General features: G+C 34.6%; 16 protein-coding genes. 7 read left to right on the top strand and 9 right to left on the bottom strand.

What is annotated here, in order from left to right; genetic code table 11:
• Positions 1-275: 275 nt before the first annotated feature.
• The 3 genes from rnr to fsa form a co-directional block, all read right to left on the bottom strand.
• Positions 276-2,405 carry a ribonuclease R gene (gene rnr / locus ORI89_RS08695; protein ID WP_268230293.1) on the bottom strand — a complete coding sequence of 710 codons (2,130 nt, stop codon included), beginning with the start codon at positions 2,403-2,405 and terminating at the stop codon, positions 276-278.
• 336 nt (positions 2,406-2,741) lie between these two features.
• Positions 2,742-3,188, bottom strand: a complete 447-nt coding sequence (locus ORI89_RS08690; protein WP_268230071.1) for a Fur family transcriptional regulator — start codon at positions 3,186-3,188, stop codon at positions 2,742-2,744.
• A gap of 116 nt (positions 3,189-3,304) precedes the next feature.
• On the bottom strand, positions 3,305-3,964 hold the full coding sequence (gene fsa / locus ORI89_RS08685; RefSeq protein ID WP_268230070.1) for a fructose-6-phosphate aldolase: 660 nt from the start codon (positions 3,962-3,964) through the stop codon (positions 3,305-3,307).
• Positions 3,965-4,085: 121 nt separating this feature from the next.
• Between fsa and ORI89_RS08680 the strand changes: the two genes are divergently transcribed.
• Complete coding sequence (locus tag ORI89_RS08680) at positions 4,086-5,306, top strand: MFS transporter (RefSeq protein WP_268230069.1); 1,221 nt, start codon at positions 4,086-4,088, stop codon at positions 5,304-5,306.
• Here the strand turns inward: ORI89_RS08680 and ORI89_RS08675 are convergent.
• From ORI89_RS08675 to ORI89_RS08660, 4 genes are all read right to left on the bottom strand, one after another.
• Entirely contained in the window at positions 5,274-5,738 is a 465-nt protein-coding gene (locus tag ORI89_RS08675) for a retropepsin-like aspartic protease (protein WP_268230068.1), read from the bottom strand. The genes ORI89_RS08680 and ORI89_RS08675 overlap by 33 nt on opposite strands.
• A gap of 41 nt (positions 5,739-5,779) precedes the next feature.
• Positions 5,780-6,718 carry a malate dehydrogenase gene (locus ORI89_RS08670; RefSeq protein ID WP_268230067.1) on the bottom strand — a complete coding sequence of 313 codons (939 nt, stop codon included), beginning with the start codon at positions 6,716-6,718 and terminating at the stop codon, positions 5,780-5,782.
• A gap of 215 nt (positions 6,719-6,933) precedes the next feature.
• Complete coding sequence (gene tamL / locus ORI89_RS08665) at positions 6,934-9,267, bottom strand: translocation and assembly module lipoprotein TamL (protein WP_268230066.1); 2,334 nt, start codon at positions 9,265-9,267, stop codon at positions 6,934-6,936.
• Positions 9,233-14,506, bottom strand: a complete 5,274-nt coding sequence (locus ORI89_RS08660) for a translocation/assembly module TamB domain-containing protein (protein ID WP_268230065.1) — start codon at positions 14,504-14,506, stop codon at positions 9,233-9,235. The genes tamL and ORI89_RS08660 overlap by 35 nt, the downstream gene beginning before the upstream one ends.
• 213 nt (positions 14,507-14,719) lie before the next feature.
• Between ORI89_RS08660 and ORI89_RS08655 the strand changes: the two genes are divergently transcribed.
• The 5 genes from ORI89_RS08655 to ORI89_RS08635 all read left to right on the top strand — a co-directional run bounded on the left by ORI89_RS08655 (position 14,720) and on the right by ORI89_RS08635 (position 18,357).
• Positions 14,720-15,391: a response regulator transcription factor gene (locus ORI89_RS08655; protein ID WP_268230064.1), complete on the top strand. Its 672-nt coding sequence runs from the start codon at positions 14,720-14,722 to the stop codon at positions 15,389-15,391.
• Positions 15,392-15,393: 2 nt separating this feature from the next.
• Complete coding sequence (gene porY / locus ORI89_RS08650) at positions 15,394-16,680, top strand: sensor histidine kinase (protein WP_268230063.1); 1,287 nt, start codon at positions 15,394-15,396, stop codon at positions 16,678-16,680.
• Positions 16,681-16,922: 242 nt separating this feature from the next.
• Positions 16,923-17,366, top strand: a complete 444-nt coding sequence (locus tag ORI89_RS08645) for a PepSY-like domain-containing protein (RefSeq protein ID WP_268230062.1) — start codon at positions 16,923-16,925, stop codon at positions 17,364-17,366.
• Between the two features lie 24 nt (positions 17,367-17,390).
• The gene (locus tag ORI89_RS08640; protein ID WP_268230061.1) at positions 17,391-17,819 is read left to right on the top strand and encodes a PepSY-like domain-containing protein; all 429 of its coding nucleotides are present in this window, start codon (positions 17,391-17,393) and stop codon (positions 17,817-17,819) included.
• Between the two features lie 118 nt (positions 17,820-17,937).
• Positions 17,938-18,357: a Dabb family protein gene (locus ORI89_RS08635; protein ID WP_268230060.1), complete on the top strand. Its 420-nt coding sequence runs from the start codon at positions 17,938-17,940 to the stop codon at positions 18,355-18,357.
• A 2-nt stretch (positions 18,358-18,359) separates the two neighbouring features.
• On the opposite strand, the gene ORI89_RS08630 is transcribed toward ORI89_RS08635, so the two are convergent.
• Both ORI89_RS08630 and ORI89_RS08625 read right to left on the bottom strand, forming a co-directional pair.
• Positions 18,360-18,560, bottom strand: coding sequence for a YqaE/Pmp3 family membrane protein (locus tag ORI89_RS08630; protein WP_268230059.1), 201 nt, complete (start codon positions 18,558-18,560; stop codon positions 18,360-18,362).
• Between the two features lie 492 nt (positions 18,561-19,052).
• Entirely contained in the window at positions 19,053-21,668 is a 2,616-nt protein-coding gene (locus ORI89_RS08625) for a valine--tRNA ligase (protein WP_268230058.1), read from the bottom strand.
• A gap of 168 nt (positions 21,669-21,836) precedes the next feature.
• On the opposite strand from ORI89_RS08625, the gene ORI89_RS08620 reads away from it, so the two are divergent.
• A complete protein-coding gene (locus tag ORI89_RS08620; protein WP_268230057.1) occupies positions 21,837-23,714 on the top strand; it encodes an LTA synthase family protein in 1,878 nt (625 codons plus the stop codon).
• Positions 23,715-24,064: the final 350 nt, after the last annotated feature.

Below are 24,064 nucleotides of genomic sequence, written 5' to 3'. Positions count from 1 at the left end.
GATTTATAATAGGAAACCGAACGAATCTAATCAAAAATAAGCTAAGTAAAAATCAAAACTATCCTGTCCTGTCCCGTAGGTTTAGTCTGTTTTTTTTACCTGTTGTGTGGATGTGAAAGGAAAATAGCGGGTTAGCTCGATTCTCTTTGATATTTTATTATACTGTAAGTATTTTGTGACTTTTGTAAGTCGTTGAGGAAGGCTGGTGCAATTTAAAGATCGGATCTCTATTTATTCAAATTTGTGGAAAAACAGAAATCCGATCTTAATTTAAATTAGGACAATAATATAAAATCAATTTGTCGTTTTTCAAGATCGACTTTTTTAACTTTTATCTGTACTGAATCACCTAATTGGTATTTTTTCTTTTTTCGTTGACCGATAATGGCATAATTTTTTTCATCTAGACTATAAAAATCATCAGTTATATCTCTTAGCCTAACCATTCCTTCGCACTTGTTTTCTTCGATTTCTACATACATGCCCCATTCCGTAACCCCTGAAATAATACCTGTATATTCTACTCCTATCTGTTCTAATAGGAATTCTGCCTGCTTGTACTTTATAGAGGCTCTTTCTGCTTCAGCTGCTTTCTTTTCCATTTGCGAAGCATGTTCAGACATTTTTTCGTAATGTTCAGCATTTACCTTCTGTCCACCATCTAGATAAAATTGTAGTAGTCGATGTACCATGATATCCGGATAGCGACGTATTGGCGACGTAAAGTGTGTGTAATAATCAAACGCTAAACCATAATGACTTGTATGTTTTGTTGTGTATATAGCTTTTGCCATAGATCGTACGGCTAGTGAAGTTAACAGGTTTTGTTCTTTTAGCCCTTCAATTTTTGTCATTAATGTATTTAGTGATTTTGCAGCTTCTCTGTCTGTTTTGATCGATAGTTTATGCCCAAATCGTGCCGCGAATGAGGAGAAAGTGGCTAATGTTTCTGGGTTCGGAGTATCATGGAAACGGTATATGAAGGTAGGTTTGTTTTTACCTTTCCCCATTTTTCCAATATATTCTGCAACTTTTTTGTTTGCTAAAAGCATAAAGTCTTCTATGAGTTTATGGGCATCTTTTCTAATTCTGGTATAGACACCTAATGGTTTGCCTTTTTCGTCCAAATGAAATTTTACTTCTTCGGTTTCAAAACTAATAGCCCCATTTTTAAATTTTCGTTCCCTTAAGATATAGGCTAAATCATTTAATTTTAAAATAGCATCAGCGTGGTCACCTTGTTTAGTTTCTATAATTTCCTGCGCTTCTTCGTAAGTAAATCGACGATTGGAGTTAATGATTGTTCGACCAAACCATTGGTTTTTTATTTGAGCATGGTTGTCTATTTCAAAAACGGCAGAAAAACATAATTTGTCTTCATTTGGTCGAAGAGAGCAGACTCCATTTGATAGTCTTTCAGGCAGCATAGGGATGACTCTATCAACTAAATATACGGAGGTCGCTCGTTCGAATGCTTCTTTATCTAAAGGAGTGTCGGGAATAACATAATGAGAAACATCCGCAATATGGATTCCGATTTGATAATTGCCATTTTCTAAAATTTCAAATGATATGGCATCATCAAAATCTTTTGCATCAAAGGGGTCGATAGTGAAAGTGAGGGTCGATCGAAAATCTCTACGTTTTTTGACTTCTTCTTCGGAAATGTTGAGAGAGATGTTGTTGGCTTCACTTTCCACTGCAGAGGGAAACGATAGAGGGAAGCCATAGTCCGCTAAAATAGCATTCATTTCGGTGTTATTCTCTCCCTTTTTACCTAGAATGTTCGTTACTTTTCCTATTGGGTTTTTTGCGTTTTTTGGCCATTCTTTAATGCTAACGACTACTTTTTCTCCTGATTTTGCTCCATGTAAACTGTCCAATGGAATGAAAATATCATGAGGCATTTTTCTGTCATCAGGTATAAAGAATGCATAGGATTTTGAGATGTCTATTGTGCCTGTAAAATTAATTTTAGATCGTTCTAAGATTTCAACTACCTCTCCTTCTCTTTTTCGACCATTTTTTCTTTCGTAAATATGAACTTTTACTCGGTCATTATGCAATGCTTGTCTTAATTTTCTAGGGGCAATATATATATCTGCCTCCAATTCATCATCAGGTATGATATAAGCTGAACCATCTGCTGTCATATCAACTTTGCCGACAAGGTAGACATTTAGCTGTTTGAGTTTAAATTTCCCTCGGCTTACCTGTAAAAATTTACTCGAACGAGATTCATCGGTGAGTATGTCTGCGATTGCAACTTTGGAGTCGGAGTCGTGTATATTTAATTTTCCAGCAACTTGTTTATAGTTAAGAGGGGTGTTGTTAGATTTTTCGAAAATATCAACAATAAGTTGGGTTAGAACTTCTTTGTAGGGGTTATCTTTTTTATTTTTCATTTGTTCTATTACTCTGTTCATATCTCCATAATTCTGTAGGTATATGTTTGGAGAAATGGATGTAAAATATACTCGACCAATTGCCGTGATTATTATTATGTAAACTAAGGTACGTAAAAAAAGTTCATACCTAATTTTAATGCTTTACTATATGTTTATAATTCTTTGTTATTTATTTTAGTCTGTTAATGAATTTTACTCACAGGTATTTTTTTTTATAATGGTGAGCTTTTTTCTTGATTCAAGAATAGAGTGTGCTAGTCTCTTTTGTTGAAAGTACAGATGCTTGAAATGGTGGTTTTTGAATAAATAAAGGTAGACCTGTCGAAGAGAATATTATTTATCTTCTTGACACTTATCGCACAAACCCACTGCGTTTATAGCTAAAGAGTGTAGGCTGAATTTTTTTGGGAGTATTATTTGGGGTAAACTTATTTCATCTAGGCAGTAGACATTATTACAGATAGAGCAAATGAAATGTAAGTGTTGATCTTGATGGTGAGCTTCTGAACAGTCGGATGAGCAAATAGCATAAGTAGCAGTTCCGTTTAAATCGAATACTTTATGTACTATCCCTTTTTCTTCAAAATTTGAAAGAATACGGTAGAGAGTTACGCGGTCAATTTCCTTTCCTACTATTTTTTCTAAATCGGGTTGTGAAATAGCTGTTTCTTTTTGCGTTATTTCTTCTAAAACACGTAACCTATGAGGCGTTACTTTTAGTTCGTTTTTTTTTAGTAACGTACTGAATTTTATTTTATTTGCTGCATTTGTATTCCCCATGTTAACTATAAATGTACATAATATTTTACAACTATTTATAAAAGCCCCTTCTCTAGTGGAGAAAGGGCTTTATGTAGAATATAAGTCTTTGGTGTAAAAGACAAGATCGTAGTATGTTATTTATTAGCTGCTTTAGCGTGATCTTCTAAAAATTGTGCTAGTCCACTGTCAGTTAAAGGATGTTTTAGCAACGACAAAATAGCCGATAATGGGCCAGTCATTACATCAGCTCCAATTTTAGCACAGCCTAAAATATGTGCGCTATGACGAACTGAAGCTGCAAGAATTTGCGTTGTAAAACCATAGTTATCATAGATGAGGCGTATTTCTTCAATTAGACCTAATCCATCAACTGAAATGTCATCTAAGCGGCCAATAAAGGGAGAAACGTAAGTTGCTCCTGCCTTGGCAGCCAAAAGTGCCTGACCTGCTGAAAAAACTAAAGTACAATTCGTTTTAATTCCTTTGTTACTGAAATATTTTATTGCCTTAATTCCATCTTTAATCATGGGGACTTTTACTACAATTTTAGGATTAAGAGCGGCTAATGCTTCACCTTCTTTAATCATATTTTCGTAATCAGTAGCAATAACCTCTGCACTAACATCACCATCTACTATCTCGCATATTGCTTTGTAATGGTTTAATACATTGTTTTCTCCGCTAATTCCTTCTTTAGCCATTAAGCTTGGGTTGGTTGTTACACCATCGAGAACACCAAGATCTTGTGCTTCTCTGATTTGCGCTAAATTTGCGGTGTCGATAAAAAATTTCATGATTGAATGTTGAATTATGATAATTATATAGAATTTTAAAACCTATTTGCCTTTAAACTGTTACAAAAATAGCTATATTATTGACATTCTTACGTAGGTTTAGCTAAACATTTCTCCTGTAATGGATATATTTAGATCACTTTCTTACCCTAACTTTCGTTTACATGTCGTTGGTCAGTCCTTATCTCTTTTAGGAACTTGGATGCAACGGATAGCGATAAGTTGGCTAGTTTATGAAATGACAGAATCTATTTTTTGGCTTGGCTTCGTGCAATTTGTAGCGTTGTTGCCATCTTTAATTCTATCTCCTTTTATTGGCTCCTTTGTTGATAGACATAAGAAATATCGACTTGTTTTTAGAACTCAGGTGGGGCTTATGATTCAGGCTGGAATACTAACTTTAGTTATATGGGCAAAACTGGAGACGGTATGGTTACTGTGTGTTTTAGGGTTTATACAAGGAGTGATTAATGCTTTTGATGTATTGGGACGACAGGCTTTGATTGTGTCTTTAGTAACAGATAAAAAAGATTTATCTAATGCTATAGCCTTAAATTCCTCTATTTTTAATGCGGCACGTATGGTAGGGCCAGCTATTGCAGGTATTTTATTAAGTACATATGGAGAGTTAGTCTGTTTTGCACTTAATTTCATCAGTTTTATCCCCGTTATTATATGTTTATTTTTGATGGATGTAATAGAAGATAATTCTTCATTAACGAAAGAAAGCAATTTAGAGGCTCTGATAGAAGGATTTAAGTATATGAGGCGTTCACCTCATTTGTTTTCACTGATTATAGTACTTGCTTTTTCAAGTTTATTGGTGATCCCTTATACTTCTTTACTCCCCGCAGTAGCTAAGGACCTTTTTAATGGGGATGAGGTTACGTTTTCATGGTTTGAAAGTGCGGCAGGATTTGGGGCAATGTTAGGTGCGTTTCAAATGGCTCGATTGAGAGCAGGTGTCAATTTTCGTTATCGCGTTTTATTTTCTGCATTTTTGATGGGAATTGCTATATTATTATTGGCTTTCACTAATTATTTACCAATGGCTTTGGTGTTTACGATGTTAGTGTCTTTGTCTATGATGACACAAAACTCATCTATTAATACTTATATTCAGACACATGCCGTTCCTCAGTACAGAGCTCGTGTGATGAGTTATTATGTTATGGCTTTCCAAGGAGTAGCGCCGTTGGGGGCCTTATTAATAGGTGCCCTTGCGGAAAGCACTGGATTGAAAGCAACGCTTTATATCATTGGCATTGCCGGTGTTTCAATTGCTGTAGTATATTATATTTATTTACGATTACATATTCAGAGGAGGCTTTTTAAAATTTAGTGATTGACGCTCGTTTAAAGTTAAAGAGAGTTTTTTATAGTTTATTTGTGCTCCGTATTTGTACAGAATGTCGCCACCTAGTACTCCTATTATGGTCGGTAAGCCCATCTGTTCATAAGCTTTATTTATAGAGTTTAAGTCTAAGACAGCAACCGATAAATTTTTTATCTTCCAATTTTCGATACTAAATTCAGGTAAATCTATTAAAAAGCTTTCCATACTATTAGTGCCCAGACCGCTTGAAAGAATATCTGTTTTTAATATTTGTTCTTTGGATATTCCTGAATTTAATAGCATGTTGATATCAAGTACTGTTTTCGAAGCACCTGTATCAACGACCATTTTGAAATTTTGATTAAATAGTTTAACGTCTATGAGCAGGTGATAGCCATCTCCCTGTAAGTCTATAATTTCTAAAGGAATTATTTGCATGGTTTAAATATAAACATTTAAACCATGTAAATTTTAGTCTATTATATAATTCCTTCGTCGCTTAAAACTTTATTCATATTTCTAACAGCATCTGCACTTTTAATAAATAGTTCTTGTTCATGCTCAGATAAATTTAGTGGTATTATGCGGTCCCAGCCCTTTTTGTTGATAATAACAGGGACACCTATTGAGATATCTTTTTGTCCATATTCGCCTTCTAAATAAACAGATGCTGTAAACAGTCTGTTTTGATCTCGCACTATACTTTCTACCATAGCGGCGGCAGCTGCTCCAGGAGCATACCAAGCAGATGTACCTATAAGTGCTGTTAAGGTAGCACCACCAATCATGGTGCGCTTTATAATTTCATCCTGTTCGGATTTTGTTAAAAAGTTGGTTATGGGAATGCTGTTCCACGTGGCGTGCTCAATGAGAGGAATCATTGTTGTATCACCATGCCCTCCAACTACGACTGCGTTGATATCATTAGCTGAAGCATTAAGTTTATTGCAGATTTGATATTTAAAGCGGGCAGAATCTAAGGCACCTCCCATCCCGATGATGCGATTTTTTGGAATTCCACTTGCTTTAAGAGCTAAGTAAGCCATCGTATCCATTGGGTTGGATACAACAAGAATAATGATATTTGGTGAATATTTAAGTAAGTTTTCTACCACAGACTTTACAATGCCTGCATTTGTACCAATTAATTCTTCTCGTGTCATTCCTGGTTTTCTAGGAATTCCAGATGTAATCACCGCTACCGTAGAGTTTGCAGTTTTTTCGTAATCATTAGTTACTCCAATCACTTTTGAGTCGAAGCCAAGTAAAGCTGAAGTTTGCATCATATCTTGAGCTTTTCCTTCAGCTACACCTTCTTTAATATCTAGAAGGATAATTTCTTCTGCTACGTTTCTTCTGACAAGATTGTCTGCGGTTGTTGCACCAACTGCTCCCGCACCTATTACTGTTATCTTCATATATATACTAATATCATGAGCTCATATGCTCTTTGTAACTTATTAAATAACCGCTTATTATTTGTTTTATATTCAGATAATAAATTAGATTATTACTTCTAAAATGATATATAAATATACATAAAAAAAGTGAAACATATTGTATCACATGTGTATATGCTTTTCTCTTATCGTAAAAATTAGACTTTTATTTTTCTTCTATTTATTTAATTCGTTTAGAAAGGATAGCCGATGGCTAAATTAAATACAAGATTTTCTCTACGCCATTTGGAATTACCTATGTTAATATCTTTTAGGACCCACCTGTCACCTTTATTGTAATATGGGACACGTATTGGAATCGCAAAATCCGTCCGGATGATTAAAAATTGTAAATCTAGTCGAAGCCCTAGCCCCGTTCCTATAGCTAGTTCACTCAGGAAGTCTTTGCTGAGTTTACCTCCTGGTTTATAGATATCTTCTCTTTGTAGCCAGATATTTCCTGCATCAATAAATGCAGCCCACTCGATCATGTTAGTGATTTTTGAGCGAAACTCAGTGTTTATTTCCAATTTAAAATCTCCTGTCTGATCTGCAAAGAAGTTTAGCTCACCGACATTTTCAGGCACTGAACTTCCCGGACCGATAGCGCGTGCACGAAAGGCACGAAGTCCATTTGGACCACCTGAATAATATTGTTTTAAATAGGGAAGAGAAGAGGAGTTTCCATATGAATAACTAGTTCCTATCATTAGCCGAGAAGCCAACGTAGATTTAGAGGAGAGCTTTAAATAGTGTCTAAAATCTGCTTCAGCTTTAATAAATTGAGAATATTCTGTGCCGAACAGTTTTTTTGAATTATCTGTTTTGTAGTTGGCCCCTTGTATAAGACCTAAGATATTCCCAGATGTATTGAGCCCAGCTTTTGCATAAAAAGTGTGGGTTCGGTTGGCTTCCATTGTATTGGTATAGGTGAACGTATAATTCGGGCCGAATGAAAATTGTGGGTCAACTATGTGCCTTAATGTAGGAACTGTGTCCATTTGTTCTTGGTATGAAGTGGATATATTTCTGGGCTGCACATATATAATTTCTGCTACGGCTAAATCGTGTTGTTTTTTATCTGTTTCTTTCCAGTTATAACCGTAATTAAATGTTAATGAGTTAAGGGTATATGCGTTCTTTCTGTTCAAGAACTCATAACCTATTTTTGCATATGTTTTAGGGATAAAGCGACGAGATGGTGTCCATTTGTAGGGAGATAGTAATCTTGGCCATGTGATTCCTAGTTCGGCTCCATAACGTAGGTAACTTGAGCTTAAATTTACATTACCTCCCGTCTGTGTCTCATAACCGCCAAAAACGGTCAGGTTGAGGTTCTCAAAGCCTTTAAAAGCATTTCGAAGTGTCCAATTAAAATTGGCTTCTGTTCCGTTGTAAACGTTTGCAGCTTTGGCTAATAATTCTATTCGAATTGATTTGCGTTGCATGGGCGTGAGGAAATAATAGACATCAAGTGTGTTCGCTGAGTCGGGGTTGTCTACAAAATCATTTTTCACAAAACGAAATGCATTTAAGTTAACTAAATGGCTAATAGTTCTGTTATGGTCTATTCGATTATATAGTTCGCCTCTTTCGAAAAATATATGATTGGCCAAAACTTTATTTCTATAGGTGTTTTGCCTGTCAATGATATATAAATGATCATTATAAAGATCACTTTGGCGTGGTTTTGCAGGGCGAAACCCTTCGGAAGTTTGTGTATATGTTGGATAAACAAAAATATTCCCTATGCGTTGTGGAGACTGTGATTTTTTTGGGGTTTCAGGCTTCACTGTAACAAATAGGTCCACTTTATGGTCGCCTATGGTGGAATCTACTTCTACAAGTATATTGTCGGGAGAAAAGTAGTAATATCCTTTGTTTTTTAAATCATTATCAATGCGTTCTCGCTCATTGATAATAAAATCAAGATTATAGCCTGTTCCAACTTTTAACAAAGAATTGTTTTTATGGTTTAGGATGTCCTTGCCTAGATCTTTTAAAGAGTCTATTTCAAAATCTATTTTTCTTATTTTGTACTGATTGCCAGGGTAAGCATTGTAGGTCACTTCGGCAAACTGTCCATTTATACTGGTATCAGAGGTAACATAGGAGTTAAAGAATCCTAAGTTTTCCATTCGATTTCTTAAAAGGTTCTCATTGTATTCACGATTTACATCTCCGAGAAGAACGGGCTTTTCTCCTTTTTTCTTTAACCATTTTTTGAAGAAATTTGTTGCGGTATCAGGTCCTCCTCCCATATTGTACATACCCAGTTTAAAACGCATTCCTAAAAATTTGGTATTGGGTTTAGGCATGAGGTAATTTTCTAAACTTTCCTCATAGGTTTGCTTTCTTTTCGCATCTAAATTTTCTCTGTGTATTTCAACATTTCCACCTACATAGAGATGATCATTTTCACTGAGGTATTTAGTAGAGTTACAGCTTGAAATAAATAGTAGAGAAGCTAGCCCTAATGTGTAAGCTATTTTATTAATTTTCATTTGACTTCCTTTCTTCTTCTTCATTTCTAATAGCAGTAGTGCTCGTTGGATCTATGTTTTGTTTATCAGAGTTGTTTTGCTTTTTGTCTTTATTTAACTCTTCGCGCTGGCGCTCTTCCCATCGTTTTTTAAACTCGGGATTATTTTTTATTAGGCTATCTCTTAAAATTATACGGACACTATCTCGGTAAGCTGAATCTGTTTCCATTCGTTCAACATCAAAACGACGCCTAAAGTTACGACTGTCTTGATTATAGTAAGATTCCAAAGCTTTCGAATTCATAAATAATTCTTTGAATTTGTCATAGCTCATATTAATGATGAACCCTATTCCTGTTTCGACAAATTCACCCTGTAATGTTGCTTGATACTGATTTTTTCTATATACACGTGCGAAATAGCGCCCATCTTTAGAAAGTTGATATTCTAAAGAGATATCGCCCGCAATATTGGAGGCTCGTTCTCCTGGACGGGTGTTTCCTTCGACTTCAAAATTCGATCCAATAGTTATTTTCAAGCGATCGTCAAACAGCATTTTTGAAATATCTACATTTAGATCTGTTCGAGTTTGTGCATTTCCTGTCAGATAGTCTTCTTCCGACTGCAAGTTGAAGTCTAGTTCAACACCTGTTATCAAGTTAGAAGCTAGACTGTTCAATTGACTGGATAGGAATGAGCTTACTGTACTACGTGCTAATGACTCGGCGCTACCTCCTGATAAACTTGCAAATGGATTTGCAGCCATAAAACGACCTAATGCAATCAAAGAAAATACTTGTTTATTCAGCTCGGCAGGATCTTCTCGAAGATTTGCTAATGCGACGTTTACTTTGCTAACAACATCTTGCGAAACAATTGCATTATTTTCGTCTAAATCGATATCAAAATTGATTATAGGTTTAAATAGTTCGCCCGTCAGGATCAATTTGACGTCAAATGGTATACGTTGTTTGTATAGGTTTTGACTTTCGGAACCAATTTGAGACTGAACTAACTCTAATGTCGAGAAGCGGTTAGAATAGAGTGCTGTAATATTAAGCTGAGCATCAAGAGGATCGCCGTTCCACGTAATGGTACTTCCTTTTTGAAAACTAAAATCTTTGGATATCGGACCCATAGAGAAGGAATAATCTCCTTTTTCCACAGTAAATGTTCCAGACATAGTAATCCGGTTATTGGCGTCAATGGTTGTTGTTAGTTCTGCAACTCCTTGAATATTTAAGGCATCTTGCGTGCCTTCATCTAAAATTACTCTAAATTTCGCGTCTTTATCTGTGGCTAAATTTAAGGCTATATCATAGCCCATTAAGTGAGTCGCAGTGGTTATAGAATCTAGCCTTGCAAAAACATTTGTACGTGTTGTGTCACTTCTATTAACGAACTTAACAACACCGTCTCGTTGTGAAACACCTGGGTTTTCATTAGGGACAATGATGGAAAAATCGGTTTTATTGTTTGCTTTGACAGTGCCGTCTATTCGAGGTTTGTGCATATCTCCTGTTATACGGATATTCGAGGTAACAAATAATTTTCCGAAAAAGAGATCATTGTCTTCTCGGGTAGAATTTACAACCGAGAAATCATCTGTTGTAAGGTTGAGATTAAAATCGAAATCTGTATAATCGTTTGTGAGGACTGCCCCATTAATACGAGCGGTGTTTCCACGTAAGTCTTGAATTTGAAATTGTTTAAATTGTATTCCCTTGTCATTAAATTGAATTTTTTGATTATCCATCATAAAATCGGCATTTAACATGGCAATATTAAGTTGAGACTTCTTAAATAGTAACTCCCCATTTATTTTAGGTGCACTCAAAGCGCCTGTGAGTTCTAGTTTTCCTTCTAGATCTCCATCAGCTCCTTTTAAATAACCCATACTGAAAGCCTCTAAGGTAGCTAATTTCATCGGGCTTAAGGTTAGTGTGCCATTCATTGAAGACTTTCCGTTGGCTGGACTGAATACATCGCCTATTAGTTTAATGTCATTACCATTTTCTGTAACTCTGATATCAGCAGAATAAGTGTCCTTTTTTGTGTTATTTACAGCTATTAAGATATTTCCTATGGTGTCTTGAGCAAAGTAAAACTTATCAATATGAATGTCTGATGTGAACATGGGGTTCTCTGACAGATTAAATAGACTCGCATAACCATTTATATTTCCTCCAACATTTAAATCATCAGAGTCTAAAATTTTGGTAAATGTTTCTATTCTAAAGTCTTTAAAAGATAGATTCACTGTTGAATTTAAAGATGAATCTTGTGATTGAATTAGAAATTCTTGTCCTTTATTTGAAAGTAAAAAATTATGGGCATGAATACCCGAAGGTCCAAATAGTAATTGGTTATCCGAAGTAATATTCCATTTGTCGTAATTTAACATTAAGCCATCTTCCTTTAGGCGGATTATATAATTATCATTATTTACACTAGCTGTTGCCCCCAAGTGATAACGTTCTTTGTCTTTTAGATCTTTAATCCATAGGCCAAAATCTAAATTGTTTTCTATAACACTGCCGCTAAAAACCGAGTTGTTAAGTTGTATGTTTCCTACTTTAACCTTTTCTATTAGTGCAGAGTAGTATAATGTACTATCTGCGGTCGTTACGTCTAAGCTGATGTCTTCTAAGACAGTTCCATCGTAAACAATCTTAGGTGCTAATAATTTAGCCATTATATTCTTAGAATTGCTGTTGAAAGTCCCATCTAGGGTGACTATCTGCATTTCTTCTAATTCGGGAAGGAGATCTCGTATAAATCGTGAATGATTTAGTGTGGCAGAAAATTCAAAATTCTGAGCGCTATAGTCTTCTGGTAAGTGTGCAACTTGTTGAGGGTTGTAATACATGTAGATAATATCCTTGACAGAGGAGCTAAGTTCTGTAAGTTTATATCTCCCAACTAAGTGAGCGCGTAGGAACTCTGAATTTAATATGAGTGTATTTCTATTACTATCTGCCGTGGCTTTTAATAGAACATCATCTAAAGTTAATCGAGTGTCGTTGTAGGCTAAGGATGAGTTAGATATGGTTATTGTTCCGTTTAGAAAGTCGGGATTGGCAGTTTCAAAATCAGCAATAACCCTTCCATGGTAACGAAAGTCATCGTTCATTATTTTTAAATTCTTGAGGTTGATACTATCCAACATTAGATTCGCTTGAACTTTTGGAAATCTACTATGCATGTTAACGGCAAAGTCCATATTAAACTGTACGTTTGGATCAGGACTTTGTATAAGGCCAGCAATGTCACCGTCTTTCGCTTGTAGGTTTAAATTAATACCTTTATAAGTATAGCCGATGGCGTCCAATTGGTTTAGTTCACCCTCAATATCTGTAATCATTGTTTTTGGATCTAGCCCTGTACCGACAACCTTTGCGCCAAATGATAAATTTCCTAACAGAGAGTCTTGATTTAAGATACTACCGATATTTAGATCATCTATGAATACAGTTGCATTGTAAGTCGTATCTCTCCCCATAAGAATATTAGCTTCTAAAGACGCATTTCCTTTTTCTGTCACCAGATTCATGTGTGTGTCGAAACCTTGCATGCCCCCTGTAAACTTACCTACTAGACTAATTGCATTAGGTAATTGCAGGCTATCTGGTAACAGAGACTGTGATATGAGTTGTTCTAAATCTTTGCGACCTGTAATTAATTTTTGAAGATCTAGGTCGATATTTAATTTTTCAATATCTGGTAATCCTTTTATGACAGCATTGGCGAGTAAATGCGTGCGTTCACCTGTTTTAAAATCAAACTTTTGAACATTTAGATAATCAAGCTTGCCTTCTGCACTTCCATTAATATATAGTTTTTGATCTAAAATGGGTCTCATTGCTTCTATATCCTTTAAATCTGGAGCAAAGTAGTTGAGGTCACGCATGTCGATAATTGATTTTTTTATATTGACCTTAACTTTTACCAGATGGGGATTTTCTGTCAAGTCGTCTAAAGATGGATAAGCTATACTAATATAGTCACGTATCGTGGTAGTAGGGGTTTGTGCCAATAAATTTTTAATTTCTAAGCCCGTATTAGTATATATAAAATCTCCCTGAATGTTTTTTAATGTAAAGCCAGAATGATCTTTAACGGTCAGATAGGGTAAGGAACCAGAGATGGAGTCTGCAGAGTAATAAAGATTATTCAGTTCTCCTCCTAAATCAGTTAGTTTTATATTAAAGTAGTCAAAACCTTTAGCTTGTGGTTGATTATTATCCTTGAACCAAAGGTTAGTTTTATTAATTGTTAGTCTTTGAGCACTTACAATCCAGTTTATAGGGGGGCTTTCTTTGCTTTGAGTGACTTTTACGTCAGTATCTATTTTGTTTATTTTCGCTAATACTATTTTAGAATCGCTCTCATCTAGTTCGATATCCTTAAAGTGTATAACTTCTTTATTTAGATCAATCTGTTGAAGACCCGCATTTAATTTTTTGATATTAAAGTGGGTATACATTGAAGAAGAACTGTCTTGGTATTGTACGGAGATGTTAGTCAGCTTAATGTTTTTTATGTCAATGTCGGGGAGTAAAGAGTTTATTGCACTGGTATTACTTTCTGTTAGTGCATTAGTTAAAACTGGTAGATTATTATTATCTTTTGGTAAAGCCCATTGCTTGATAATAGCATCTAATCCATTTAACTCTATATTTGGCAGTGAAAATGCCATGTTATTTGATAGATCAAATTTTTTAAGTTTAGTGTCAAATTTTTTTAGACGAATATCAGCGGATGTACCAATAACATCGTCATGATAAGCAAAATGAATGTTTTCTAGTAGTACGTCATTGATATCAAAGATAAGGGCTGATACTGTGTCGCTTTTTGTTGTGCTTTCCTGTTCAGAGTCGAAAGCATTAATAATATAGGTAAAGTTAAAGTCCCCACTGGGCGCGCTTCGCTTTATTTTTCCAGTTATTCCTTTTAGTTGTATCTCTTGTACCTGTACGGTGTTTTTCAATAATTTAAACATATTGATATCGACAAGGAGCTTTTCTCCAGCTATTAGGGTGTCTTTAGATTGATCTTCAAAATATACATTTTCCAACACTATCTTCTTTGGAAAAGTAATATTAATATAGCCAATATCGACAGGTGTTCCTATTTTATCTTCTAGGTAATTTGTGACTTGACCAACTACATAGTTTTGGATACTAGGAAGTCTAATCAGCAAAATTAATAATAGAAGCAGGGCGATCACACTACCGATAATCCAAAGAATGGTTTTTAAAGCTATTCGTCCAAATCGATTCAAAACAGTTTTTTTATATGATAATGAAATACAATAAATAAGCACTTAGAAAACAGAAATCAAACCTAAATGTTTAACTTAAATAATGAAATGTTTCAAATTGCTTGTAATTAAGCAAAGATAGACTTTGTACTGTATTAATTATAAACGAAGTCTATAAATATCGTTCCTAAAATTTTCCCGATAGTCGGTTTATTATTGTATAAAAAAGTTGATATGAAGATATTAGTAATAGAAGATGAAATCGAATTGATGCTTGTCGTTCAGCTTTTTCTGGAAAAAGAGCATTTTATCGTTGAGACTGCTAAAGATTATTATAGTGGGTTAGATAAAATAGCAAATTATAGTTACGACTGTATTTTACTGGATATTATGTTACCCGGTGCTTCTGGTATGAAGTTACTTACCGAGTTGCGAAAAATGGGTAAGGATGATTCGGTAATAATTATTTCGGCCAAGGATTCTGTCGATGACAAAGTAGAAGGGTTAGAATTGGGCGCTGATGACTACCTAGCTAAGCCTTTTCATTTGGCAGAACTATTGGCGAGGGTAAAAAGTGTTATCCGTCGGAAGAATCAACAAGGGGAGCAGGTGATTACGTATAAAAATGTGTGTTTATTTCCTGATAAAAGAAAAGTCATGATAGGAAGTCTTGAAGTTTATCTAAATAGAAAGGAATATGATTTATTTTACCATTTTATGGTCAGGCCTGAAAGGTTAGTAGAGAAAACCTCTTTGGCCGAGGCTATTTGGGGCGATGACATAGATCAGGCTGATAATTTGGATTTTATTTATTCTCAGATTAAAAACCTACGAAAAAAGCTGAAAGAATCGAAGGCTGAGGTTGATTTTCAGGCTGTTTACGGAGTTGGTTATAAATTAGTTTAGTCATGCGAGTATCGCTTAAAAACTATACACTTAGACATTTAAGTATATCTTTTTTATTAATTATCGCAGTGTGGGCTGTTCTTTTCTACGCTTATATTTTAGAGGAAGTATATGATAATGTTGATGATGGCTTGAAAAATCAAAAAATAGAAATTTTAAGAGAAGTATATAGGAACTTAAATACATTAAACATTAATGAATATGGCGTAAATCAATTTAGGATAATCTCTGCCGAAGGAGATGTTAGCTTCTCAGAAGATAATAACTTTAGTCGTGAGTTTTTTTATATGCCATATGATGATGAAGAGGAGCCTTATCGTGTATTACGAACTGGATTTTACGATCCAGAGGGCGTGCCCTATCATTTAGAGATTCGTACATCTACGGTTGAGGAAGATGATTTGATGTTAGATTTGAGTACAGCACTTATTGTGCTTTATTTAGTTTTAGTACTTAGTTTATATCTTATTAATGAGTTTGTTCTCCGAAAAGCTTGGGGGCCATTTAATGTAATAATTGATAATTTGAACTTGTATCGTTTTGGTAAGAAGGAACAATTGGCACCTATAAATACAAATGTTATAGAGTTTCAAACTCTTTATAATGAGATTGTAGATATGTGGAGGCGAAATGAAGAAGTTTTTAATGAACAGAAACTTTTTATTGAAAATGCATCTCATGAGTTGCAAACGCCATTAGCAGTAACTATTAATAAACTGGAGTTATTAATGGAGGATTTGAGTCTAAATGAAGGACAACTTACAGCAATAGCAGAGGCGAAATCATCATTAATGCGTTTAGTTGGGCTGAATAAGTCTTTACTAATGTTATCTCGAATTAGTAATAGGCAGTATAGTGAAGTGCTATCTGTTAACCTTAATCAGATTGTCCATGAGACTTTTATTACATATCAAAGTATGATTGAGTATAAGGAAGTTGAATTTCAGCTTAATGATAAAGGGTCTTTTGTTATAACTATGAATCCAGATCTAGCGGAGGTGCTGTTTGCAAATTTATTGCGTAATGCCATCAAGTATACTGAAAAAGGGGGAAAGATAATAGTTGACATAACGGACGATTGTTTGCGTGTATTGAATTCATCTAATGGTTCCGCTTTAGATACCGAAAAAGTATTTAATCGTTTTCATAAAGGCGAACAAGATAATCAATCTAATGGTCTTGGGTTAGCTATCGTAAAGTCTATCGTTGATCTGTATCCATTTTTACATATTATGTATTCGTATACAGGTGGTAAACATATTTTTGCTTTACGGTATGTGAAATCCTAAATGCTTCCTAAATTGTGCGTTATATTTGCTTTGTTGTTATATCACTAAAGAAAGTTAATAAGATAGGTATAGAGTTTGCTTATGTTATAGAATAAACAAATATTAAAATATCCATGGACTAGCAATTATATGAAAAGGAAGAAAAATAGTTTTTATATTTTATTTCAAAATCGAAGAATAAATCTAGCTTGTGAGTTCATGAAATACTTACATGTGATCATTAAAAAATAAATTATTTAGATATGAATAAGGTTATAATAGTTTTAGTTACCGTGATTCTCGTTGCAATGGTAATCCAGGTAAAAGCTGCAGATAAAATTATTACTTTTGCTGACTTACCAGAGAAAGCGCAGGCTTTTGTGAAAAAACATTTTTCTCCGAAGGATGTTGTTTTAGTAAAAAAGGATACTAAATTTCTCATTTCCAAAGAGTACGAAGTGAAATTTAATAGCGGAACAAAGGTAGAGTTTGATAGTGATGGCGAATGGAAAAAAATTGACATGAAAAATGATCGAGTGCCTGTGGAGGTTGTTCCTGTGAAAATCATGGAATACGTTCAAAGAAGTTTTCCTAACACTTTTGTTAAGGAAATTAAAAAACACCGTAATAAAATTGAAGTTGAAATATCAAACGGTTTAGAGCTTGAGTTTACCAAAGAAGGGGATTTTAGACGAATAGACGATTAATTTTCATTGTGTCATGTAATATCAATGAGCAGAAAAAGTATAAGGTTTTTGGGGCTTGTGTTTTTACTTTTAACAAGTGCTTGCAGTAAAAATGTAATCTCAAGTAATGATTTGCCAGAGTCATCCAAGGAATTTATTAGAAACTACTTTGTAGGAGTGAATGTATCTCACGTCAAAAAAGTAAAGAATAGTTATTCTGTATACTTGATGAATGGTTGTGAATTGAAATTTGATGAAGTAGGGGAATGGCTGATGGTCGATGGCAAGAGTGGGAAAAACATTCCTATAGGTTTTATTAATCCGAAGATTGTGGCTTATATAGGAAAAACATATGTTGGAAATAATATAAGTTTAATAAAGAAGGATGTGCACGGTTTTGTTATCACCTTAATTAAACAAAATATCAGTATTTGTTTTACTGCAAATGGTGAGTTTAAAGGTGGCTGTAAGTAAAAAGAAATCGCTAAATATTTTGCTAGCCTTATATGAATCTTGATTTAGGGCTTTTTTTATATTGAACTTGTGAAAGACTGCAATTGTGTATATTTGAATATAATTATAATCATATATCATGAAAAGAAGAAGTTTTTTAACAGCTGCCGCTCTGGTTGGTGTAGGTACATCTGTGACGTCGTGTGGTAATAGCATGACTACGGCTAGTGTAGAGGATAGTATAGGAAAAGGTTATATTTTACATCATGTGTCTTTTTGGTTAAAGGAGGGAATCACACCCGAAGAAGAAGCTGATTTTTTGAACTTCTTTGAAGAATTGAAGAATGTTCCTGGTATTCACACTATACATTATGGTAAAGTCGCTGGTACTAATGCCAGGGATGTGGTGGACCAATCTTTTAGTTATAATTTGATTGTATCTTTTAAAAGTTTAAAGGATATAGAAATATATGAAAATGATCCTGGACATTTAGCTGCTTCTGCCAAATATGGTAAATACTGGAGGAAGGTGTTGGTAATGGATACGGAAATTTTGTAACCTTAGCCTATACGATGCATATCCCGTTCAAGACGGTTTATGCGTCGTTTGTTGCGATCATCTACTAGGGAGGCTACTGCCCATATAGCAGCAGGTAACCAGCCTATGAGAGTTATCTGTAGAATGAGACATATTAAACCTATTATAATTTTTCCCCGGAGAAAAAAAGATAACCAAGGTAGAAGTACAGCAATTAATGTCATTATTTTAATGGTTTAGTTGATCTTTATGATATCTGGTTGCTTCTCCGAACTTATTTCTCGTTCAAATGTTATATGTAGACCAAAAGTTAAACTTACTATAAGACCTATTATAATAATGAACGGAAAAATAATCGCAATTGCTAACGCAAAAATAAAAGGAAGTCTTATGTACTCTTTGTTACGTTTAGAACTGATAGTGATTTTTGTTTTTTGAATCCATAAAAAAATCTTATCAAAGACCTTAGTTAAGGTTTCGCTATTTATATTGTATGTTTGTTTCATTTTCATCTTTCTATGTTTTTTATAATAGAACAAATGTATCATAGCTATCATAATATGTATAGATGAAATAGGTGAACTTATCTTATTGTTCGGTAAAATGCGAAATGCTGTCGGTGAAAATTTTTAGCTAGTTATTCATAATGCAACAAAAAAGCGTCTTTGAATCGGTTAAGTTTCAAAGACGCTTTTTTGTTGAACAATTAAATGGATTTAGCTCAAGTTGAGTAAACTTCCTTCAAGTATTTTTAACTTAGTATCTGCATCAGCTTTTTTGTTTTTTTCGTTTTGTACCACTTCTGGTTTTGCATTCTGAATAAAACGTTCGTTGGATAGTTTTTTATCCACGGATATTAAAAAACCTTTTAGATATTCTATTTCTTTAGTAATACGTTCCCGTTCTGCATCTATATCTATATTTTCTTCTAATGCTACAAAGCATTCGCTTTTTCCTGCTAGAAAGCTAACTGCTCCTTGTATTTTTTCGTTAACCAGATCTAACGTCGATATATTTGCAAGTTTTATGATAGTTTCTCTGTGGGTTTCGAAATCAATACCAGCGGCATTGATAGCTAAAGGGAGTTCAATTTTTGGAGATATTCCCTTGGCATTTCTTATGCTGCGCACCTCTGAGATAATTTGCTGAACAATTTCGAAGTCTTTAATCAAGCGTATGTCAAAGTCTTTCACTACTGGGTATTGAGCAACAATAATGCAATCTTTTTCTTCACGTTTCTTAAATAGTTCGTCATGCCATAATTCTTCGGTTAGGAAAGGCATAAAAGGGTGTGCGAGTGTAAGTATTTTTTCAAAAAATACTTTGACAGTTTCGTGGGTTTCTTTCTCAATCGGTGCTTGATAGGCGGGTTTGATCAATTCTAAATACCAAGAACAGAAGTCATCCCATATCAATTTATAGATTGCCATTAAAGCATCGGATAAGCGATAATGTGAGAAATGTTCATCTATTTCGGATACGGCTTGGTTAAATCGGTTTTCAAACCAAATAGCTGCATTTTTTTGAGACTCCGTTGCTGGGGCTTCTGTTGTCTCCCACCCTTTTACTAGGCGGAAAGCGTTCCATATTTTATTCGCAAAATTTCGACCTTGTTCACAGTATGAAATATCAAACATTAGATCGTTTCCTGCAGGAGATGATAATAACATACCGACACGGACACCATCTGTCCCATATTGTTCCATTAATTCAATTGGATCAGGTGAATTGCCTAAGGATTTAGACATTTTACGTCCCATTTTATCACGTACGATTCCTGTTAAGTATACATTCTTAAAAGGTGGTTTTTGTGTATAGTCGTGCCCCATTATTATCATACGTGCTACCCAGAAGAATAAGATTTCGGGAGCTGTTACTAAGTCTTGGGTAGGGTAGTAGTAATTAAATTCAGTATTATCTGGGTTACGTACACCGTCAAACACAGACATTGGCCATAAAGCAGACGAGAACCAAGTATCTAAAACATCTTCTTCTTGGAGGAGATTTGATGAGCTTTTGCCTTGTTGATTAAATTCGGTTATAGCTTCTTGTTCTGTTTTAGCAACAACCCATTCGTTGTTTTCGTTATACCACGCAGGTATTTGCTGTCCCCACCAAAGTTGACGAGAAATACACCAGTCTTTTACATTGAGCATCCAGTGCTTATATGAGGCAAAAAACTTTTCAGGTATCAGTTTGATGGTACCATTTTCAACGTACTCTAAAGCAGGTTTTGCCAATTTATCCATTTTGCAGAACCATTGCATGGATAATTTAGGCTCAATGACTGCATCCGTACGTTCAGAAAATCCAACTTGGGATTTGTAATCTTCTATTTTTTCTATTTGTCCGGCTTCTTCTAGCAAGTTAGTAACTTTTTTCCGGGCAATAAAGCGGTCTTCACCGATTAAAATTTGAGCTTTTTCATTTAAGGAGCCATCATCATTTAGAATATCAATGACCTCTAAATTGTGTTTTTGTCCTAGTTCGTAATCATTTAAGTCGTGTGCAGGAGTCACTTTTAAACAGCCTGTTCCAAAGTCCATATCGACATACTCGTCTTCAATTATGGGTATTTCTCTATTTATCAGAGGGACTATGACGGATTGACCTTTTAGGTGTGTGAACCTTTCGTCATTTGGGTTGATACATATTGCTGTATCTGCCATAATTGTTTCGGGACGTGTAGTAGCAATGATTATATACTCTTCACTGTCTTTAATTTGGTAGCGTACATAGTAAAGTTTTTGATTAACTTCTTTACGTATAACCTCCTCGTCGGATAAAGCGGTTTTTCCTTGTGGATCCCAATTAACCATACGGACTCCACGATAAATATATCCTTCTTTGTAAAACTTAATAAAAGTATCAATAACAGCTTCTGATAGATCAGGATCCATTGTGAATTTTGTACGCTCCCAATCGCAGGAAGCTCCTAGTTTTTCAAGTTGCTTAAGAATAATGCCTCCATATTTTTCTTTCCATTCCCAAGCATGTTCTAAGAATGTTTCGCGGGATAATGATTTCTTGTCAATCCCTTGCTCTTTCAACATAGCAACCACTTTGGCTTCCGTGGCAATTGATGCGTGATCTGTTCCTGGGACCCAACAAGCGTTTTTGCCTTGCATACGTGCACGACGAATTAATACATCTTGTATTGTATTATTCAACATGTGGCCCATATGGAGAACACCTGTGACGTTAGGTGGAGGCATTACAATAGTGTAAGGCTCACGTTCATCAGGCGTAGAACGGAAAAAACCATGTTCCATCCAGTAAGAATACCACTTCTTTTCTGCCTCTCTCGGATTGTAAGTTTTTGCTATGCTCATTGTTATCTTGAAATTCGAAAAGCAAAAATACGCATTTACAGGGATTTAAAGGAGGAATGGAGGTAATAAATGTTGTTGATATCGACAGAAACTCCCTAACATATTAGGTAATATATGTATTTTTGCCCTTAATTTTATTTTAACAAACTGTTATCATAATTATAACGTATGAAGTTGAACTGCGAATGGCGCACAAATATTAGATTCTTTTTAGCTCTCTTTTTTTATTGGGTATTTTTATCAGTACTTGATAGGACTGTTTTTTTATTTGGCGTTTGGCATAAAATAGAGACTAAAACAGATGTTGTATTAGCTTTTCTATATGGGTTGAAGTTGGATTTCTCTTTAGCCTCCTATCTACTGGTTTTGCCTTTATTATTTTATGTGATTCAGCATCTTTTTGTACGAAGAGCTGTTTCAACTTGGGTACTTCGAATATATGTGATGGTCATTACATTTATTCTCGCTTTTATCACCGTTGGTAATGTAGCCTTGTATGAGTCATGGGGAGAGAAAATAAGTAAAAGAGCAATTGTACTGGGGTTAGATACGTTGGGAGGAGTTTCTAGTTCTATCGATGGAGCGGTGTTGTGGAAAGCTTTTGCAGTACTTTGTATTTTTTTTTTAGGAGCTCATTATTTTTACCATTGGTTTGTTGTTAAGTTTGCTAAGTATCGCAAACAGACGTATGTCTCCACAATTATTATGCTATTAGTAGGGGCAATTGCTCTGTTTACGATGATACGAGGAGGGTATGGGCGAGCTACTTTAAATCAAAGTTCGGTTTATTTTTCAGATGACAATACGGCAAATCATGTTGCGGTTAACACGTATTGGTCTTTCATTAAAGATTTGACAAAAAGCACCAAGAAAAGTCCTTATAAATTTATGGCACTTATAGATGCTGAGAATATTGTAGAGAATGAAATTCTTACAGTGGCAGATGATAGTGTCTATCAAGTATTAGTGACCAAACGACCAAACGTTATATTGGTAATATTAGAGGGCTTGGTAGGGCAGATTTTTGAAGACTTGGGAGGAGAAAAAGATGTGACGCCAAAGATGAAAGAGTTGATGGACGAGGGGGTGTCATTTAGGCGTGCTTATGCTGCAGCGGATAGGTCAGATAAAGGAATGATAGCTGTTTTAGCAGGTTTCCCGGCTCAAGGACCTGAAAGTATTATTAAATATATTCCTAAGCATGAACGACTTCCTGCAATAGGTCAGGTTTTTGATTCTTGTGGTTATGCAACATCGTTTTATCACGGCGGACAAAGTGAGTTTTATAATTTTAAATCATTCATGTTTACGCATGGTATAGATAAAGTTGTTGACAATATAAATTTTCCAATAGGAACACTGAGAAGTTCTTGGGGAGTCTATGATCATGTCGTAGCTGATCGTATGTTTATTGATCTTAAAAAAGAAAAAAAACCTTTCTTTAGTATATTTTATACCTTAGTAAATCATGAGCCTTTTAATTTATCAACAGGCTATAAGTTTGGTAATAATACTAAAGCAGATGCATATCGTAGTACTTCTTTTTATACAGACAGTATGTTGTATAGTTTTATTGATAAGGTAAAAAGAGAAAGCTGGTATGAGAATACTATAATTATTGTTACTTCGGATCATGGACATGTTTATCCGACAGAAAAATATGGGTTAGATAGACCTGAACGCTACCATGTCCCTTTGTTCTTTTTAGGAGGTGCATTAAAAGAAGAATATAGGGGATTAAAGGTTGATCAGGTAGTTAGCCAGCTCGATATCGTGGCTACTTTGTCTGACTTTATCGGAGGAAATGGTTCTGCTTTTAAATATTCACAAAATCTTTTTGCTAAGAACCGGAAAAATATAGCTTTTTATAATTCTAATGGTGCATTTGGGCTTATTAACGATCAATATGCAGTTAGTTATGATATGTTGAAGCGAAATATAAGTTACACAACAGTTCCTAAGGAAAATATTGGGGTTAGGGATAGCCTGTTAAATCAAGCTAAAGCTTATTACCAAGTAGTATTTGATGATTTTTTAAAATATTAGCATGCAGTTCTATTTTTGTAGCGTAGAAAAACATAATGTGTCCATCTGTTAGTGAAATTCTAATACTTATATATAGAATATCTAGGTAGTGCGAATGATACAAACACATATGACTTCGAAGCAGCATGAGCATCGATTTAAAACAAACTCTTTTTTATTAAATAATGGGGATGTTTCATATGGTCATTAAAAATCAAAACGAGCTTAGGGGGCACGAAGTAAATACAGTGTATTTATGAGTTTAATAAAAAAATACAGTAACGAATAATTATTTGCTTATAAATTATTCTTGATTTTAAAAGAGATGTATAAGTATTATTCTCTGTAAATATAAAAGATAAGTTATATAC

Origin of the sequence: Sphingobacterium sp. UT-1RO-CII-1, from assembly GCF_026711005.1 — a bacterium.
GTDB lineage: Bacteria > Bacteroidota > Bacteroidia > Sphingobacteriales > Sphingobacteriaceae > Sphingobacterium.
Note: the sequence above shows the minus strand (reverse complement) of the source record. Positions and strands in the feature narration are given on the sequence as shown.

Bases quoted from the DNA above. Each gene is read 5' to 3' on its own strand.
- ORI89_RS08690 (WP_268230071.1), bottom strand. From the start codon at position 3,188: ATGGGGAATACAAATGCAGCAAATAAAATAAAATTCAGTACGTTACTA.
- ORI89_RS08625 (WP_268230058.1), bottom strand. From the start codon at position 21,668: ATGAGCATAGCAAAAACTTACAATCCGAGAGAGGCAGAAAAGAAGTGG.
- ORI89_RS08640 (WP_268230061.1), top strand. From the start codon at position 17,391: ATGAGCAGAAAAAGTATAAGGTTTTTGGGGCTTGTGTTTTTACTTTTA.
- porY (WP_268230063.1), top strand. From the start codon at position 15,394: ATGCGAGTATCGCTTAAAAACTATACACTTAGACATTTAAGTATATCT.
- tamL (WP_268230066.1), bottom strand. From the start codon at position 9,267: ATGAAGAAGAAGAAAGGAAGTCAAATGAAAATTAATAAAATAGCTTAC.
- ORI89_RS08620 (WP_268230057.1), top strand. From the start codon at position 21,837: ATGAAGTTGAACTGCGAATGGCGCACAAATATTAGATTCTTTTTAGCT.
- ORI89_RS08655 (WP_268230064.1), top strand. From the start codon at position 14,720: ATGAAGATATTAGTAATAGAAGATGAAATCGAATTGATGCTTGTCGTT.
- ORI89_RS08645 (WP_268230062.1), top strand. From the start codon at position 16,923: ATGAATAAGGTTATAATAGTTTTAGTTACCGTGATTCTCGTTGCAATG.
- ORI89_RS08675 (WP_268230068.1), bottom strand. From the start codon at position 5,738: ATGCAAATAATTCCTTTAGAAATTATAGACTTACAGGGAGATGGCTAT.
- fsa (WP_268230070.1), bottom strand. From the start codon at position 3,964: ATGAAATTTTTTATCGACACCGCAAATTTAGCGCAAATCAGAGAAGCA.
- rnr (WP_268230293.1), bottom strand. From the start codon at position 2,405: ATGAAAAATAAAAAAGATAACCCCTACAAAGAAGTTCTAACCCAACTT.
- ORI89_RS08630 (WP_268230059.1), bottom strand. From the start codon at position 18,560: ATGACATTAATTGCTGTACTTCTACCTTGGTTATCTTTTTTTCTCCGG.
- ORI89_RS08670 (WP_268230067.1), bottom strand. From the start codon at position 6,718: ATGAAGATAACAGTAATAGGTGCGGGAGCAGTTGGTGCAACAACCGCA.
- ORI89_RS08635 (WP_268230060.1), top strand. From the start codon at position 17,938: ATGAAAAGAAGAAGTTTTTTAACAGCTGCCGCTCTGGTTGGTGTAGGT.
- ORI89_RS08680 (WP_268230069.1), top strand. From the start codon at position 4,086: ATGGATATATTTAGATCACTTTCTTACCCTAACTTTCGTTTACATGTC.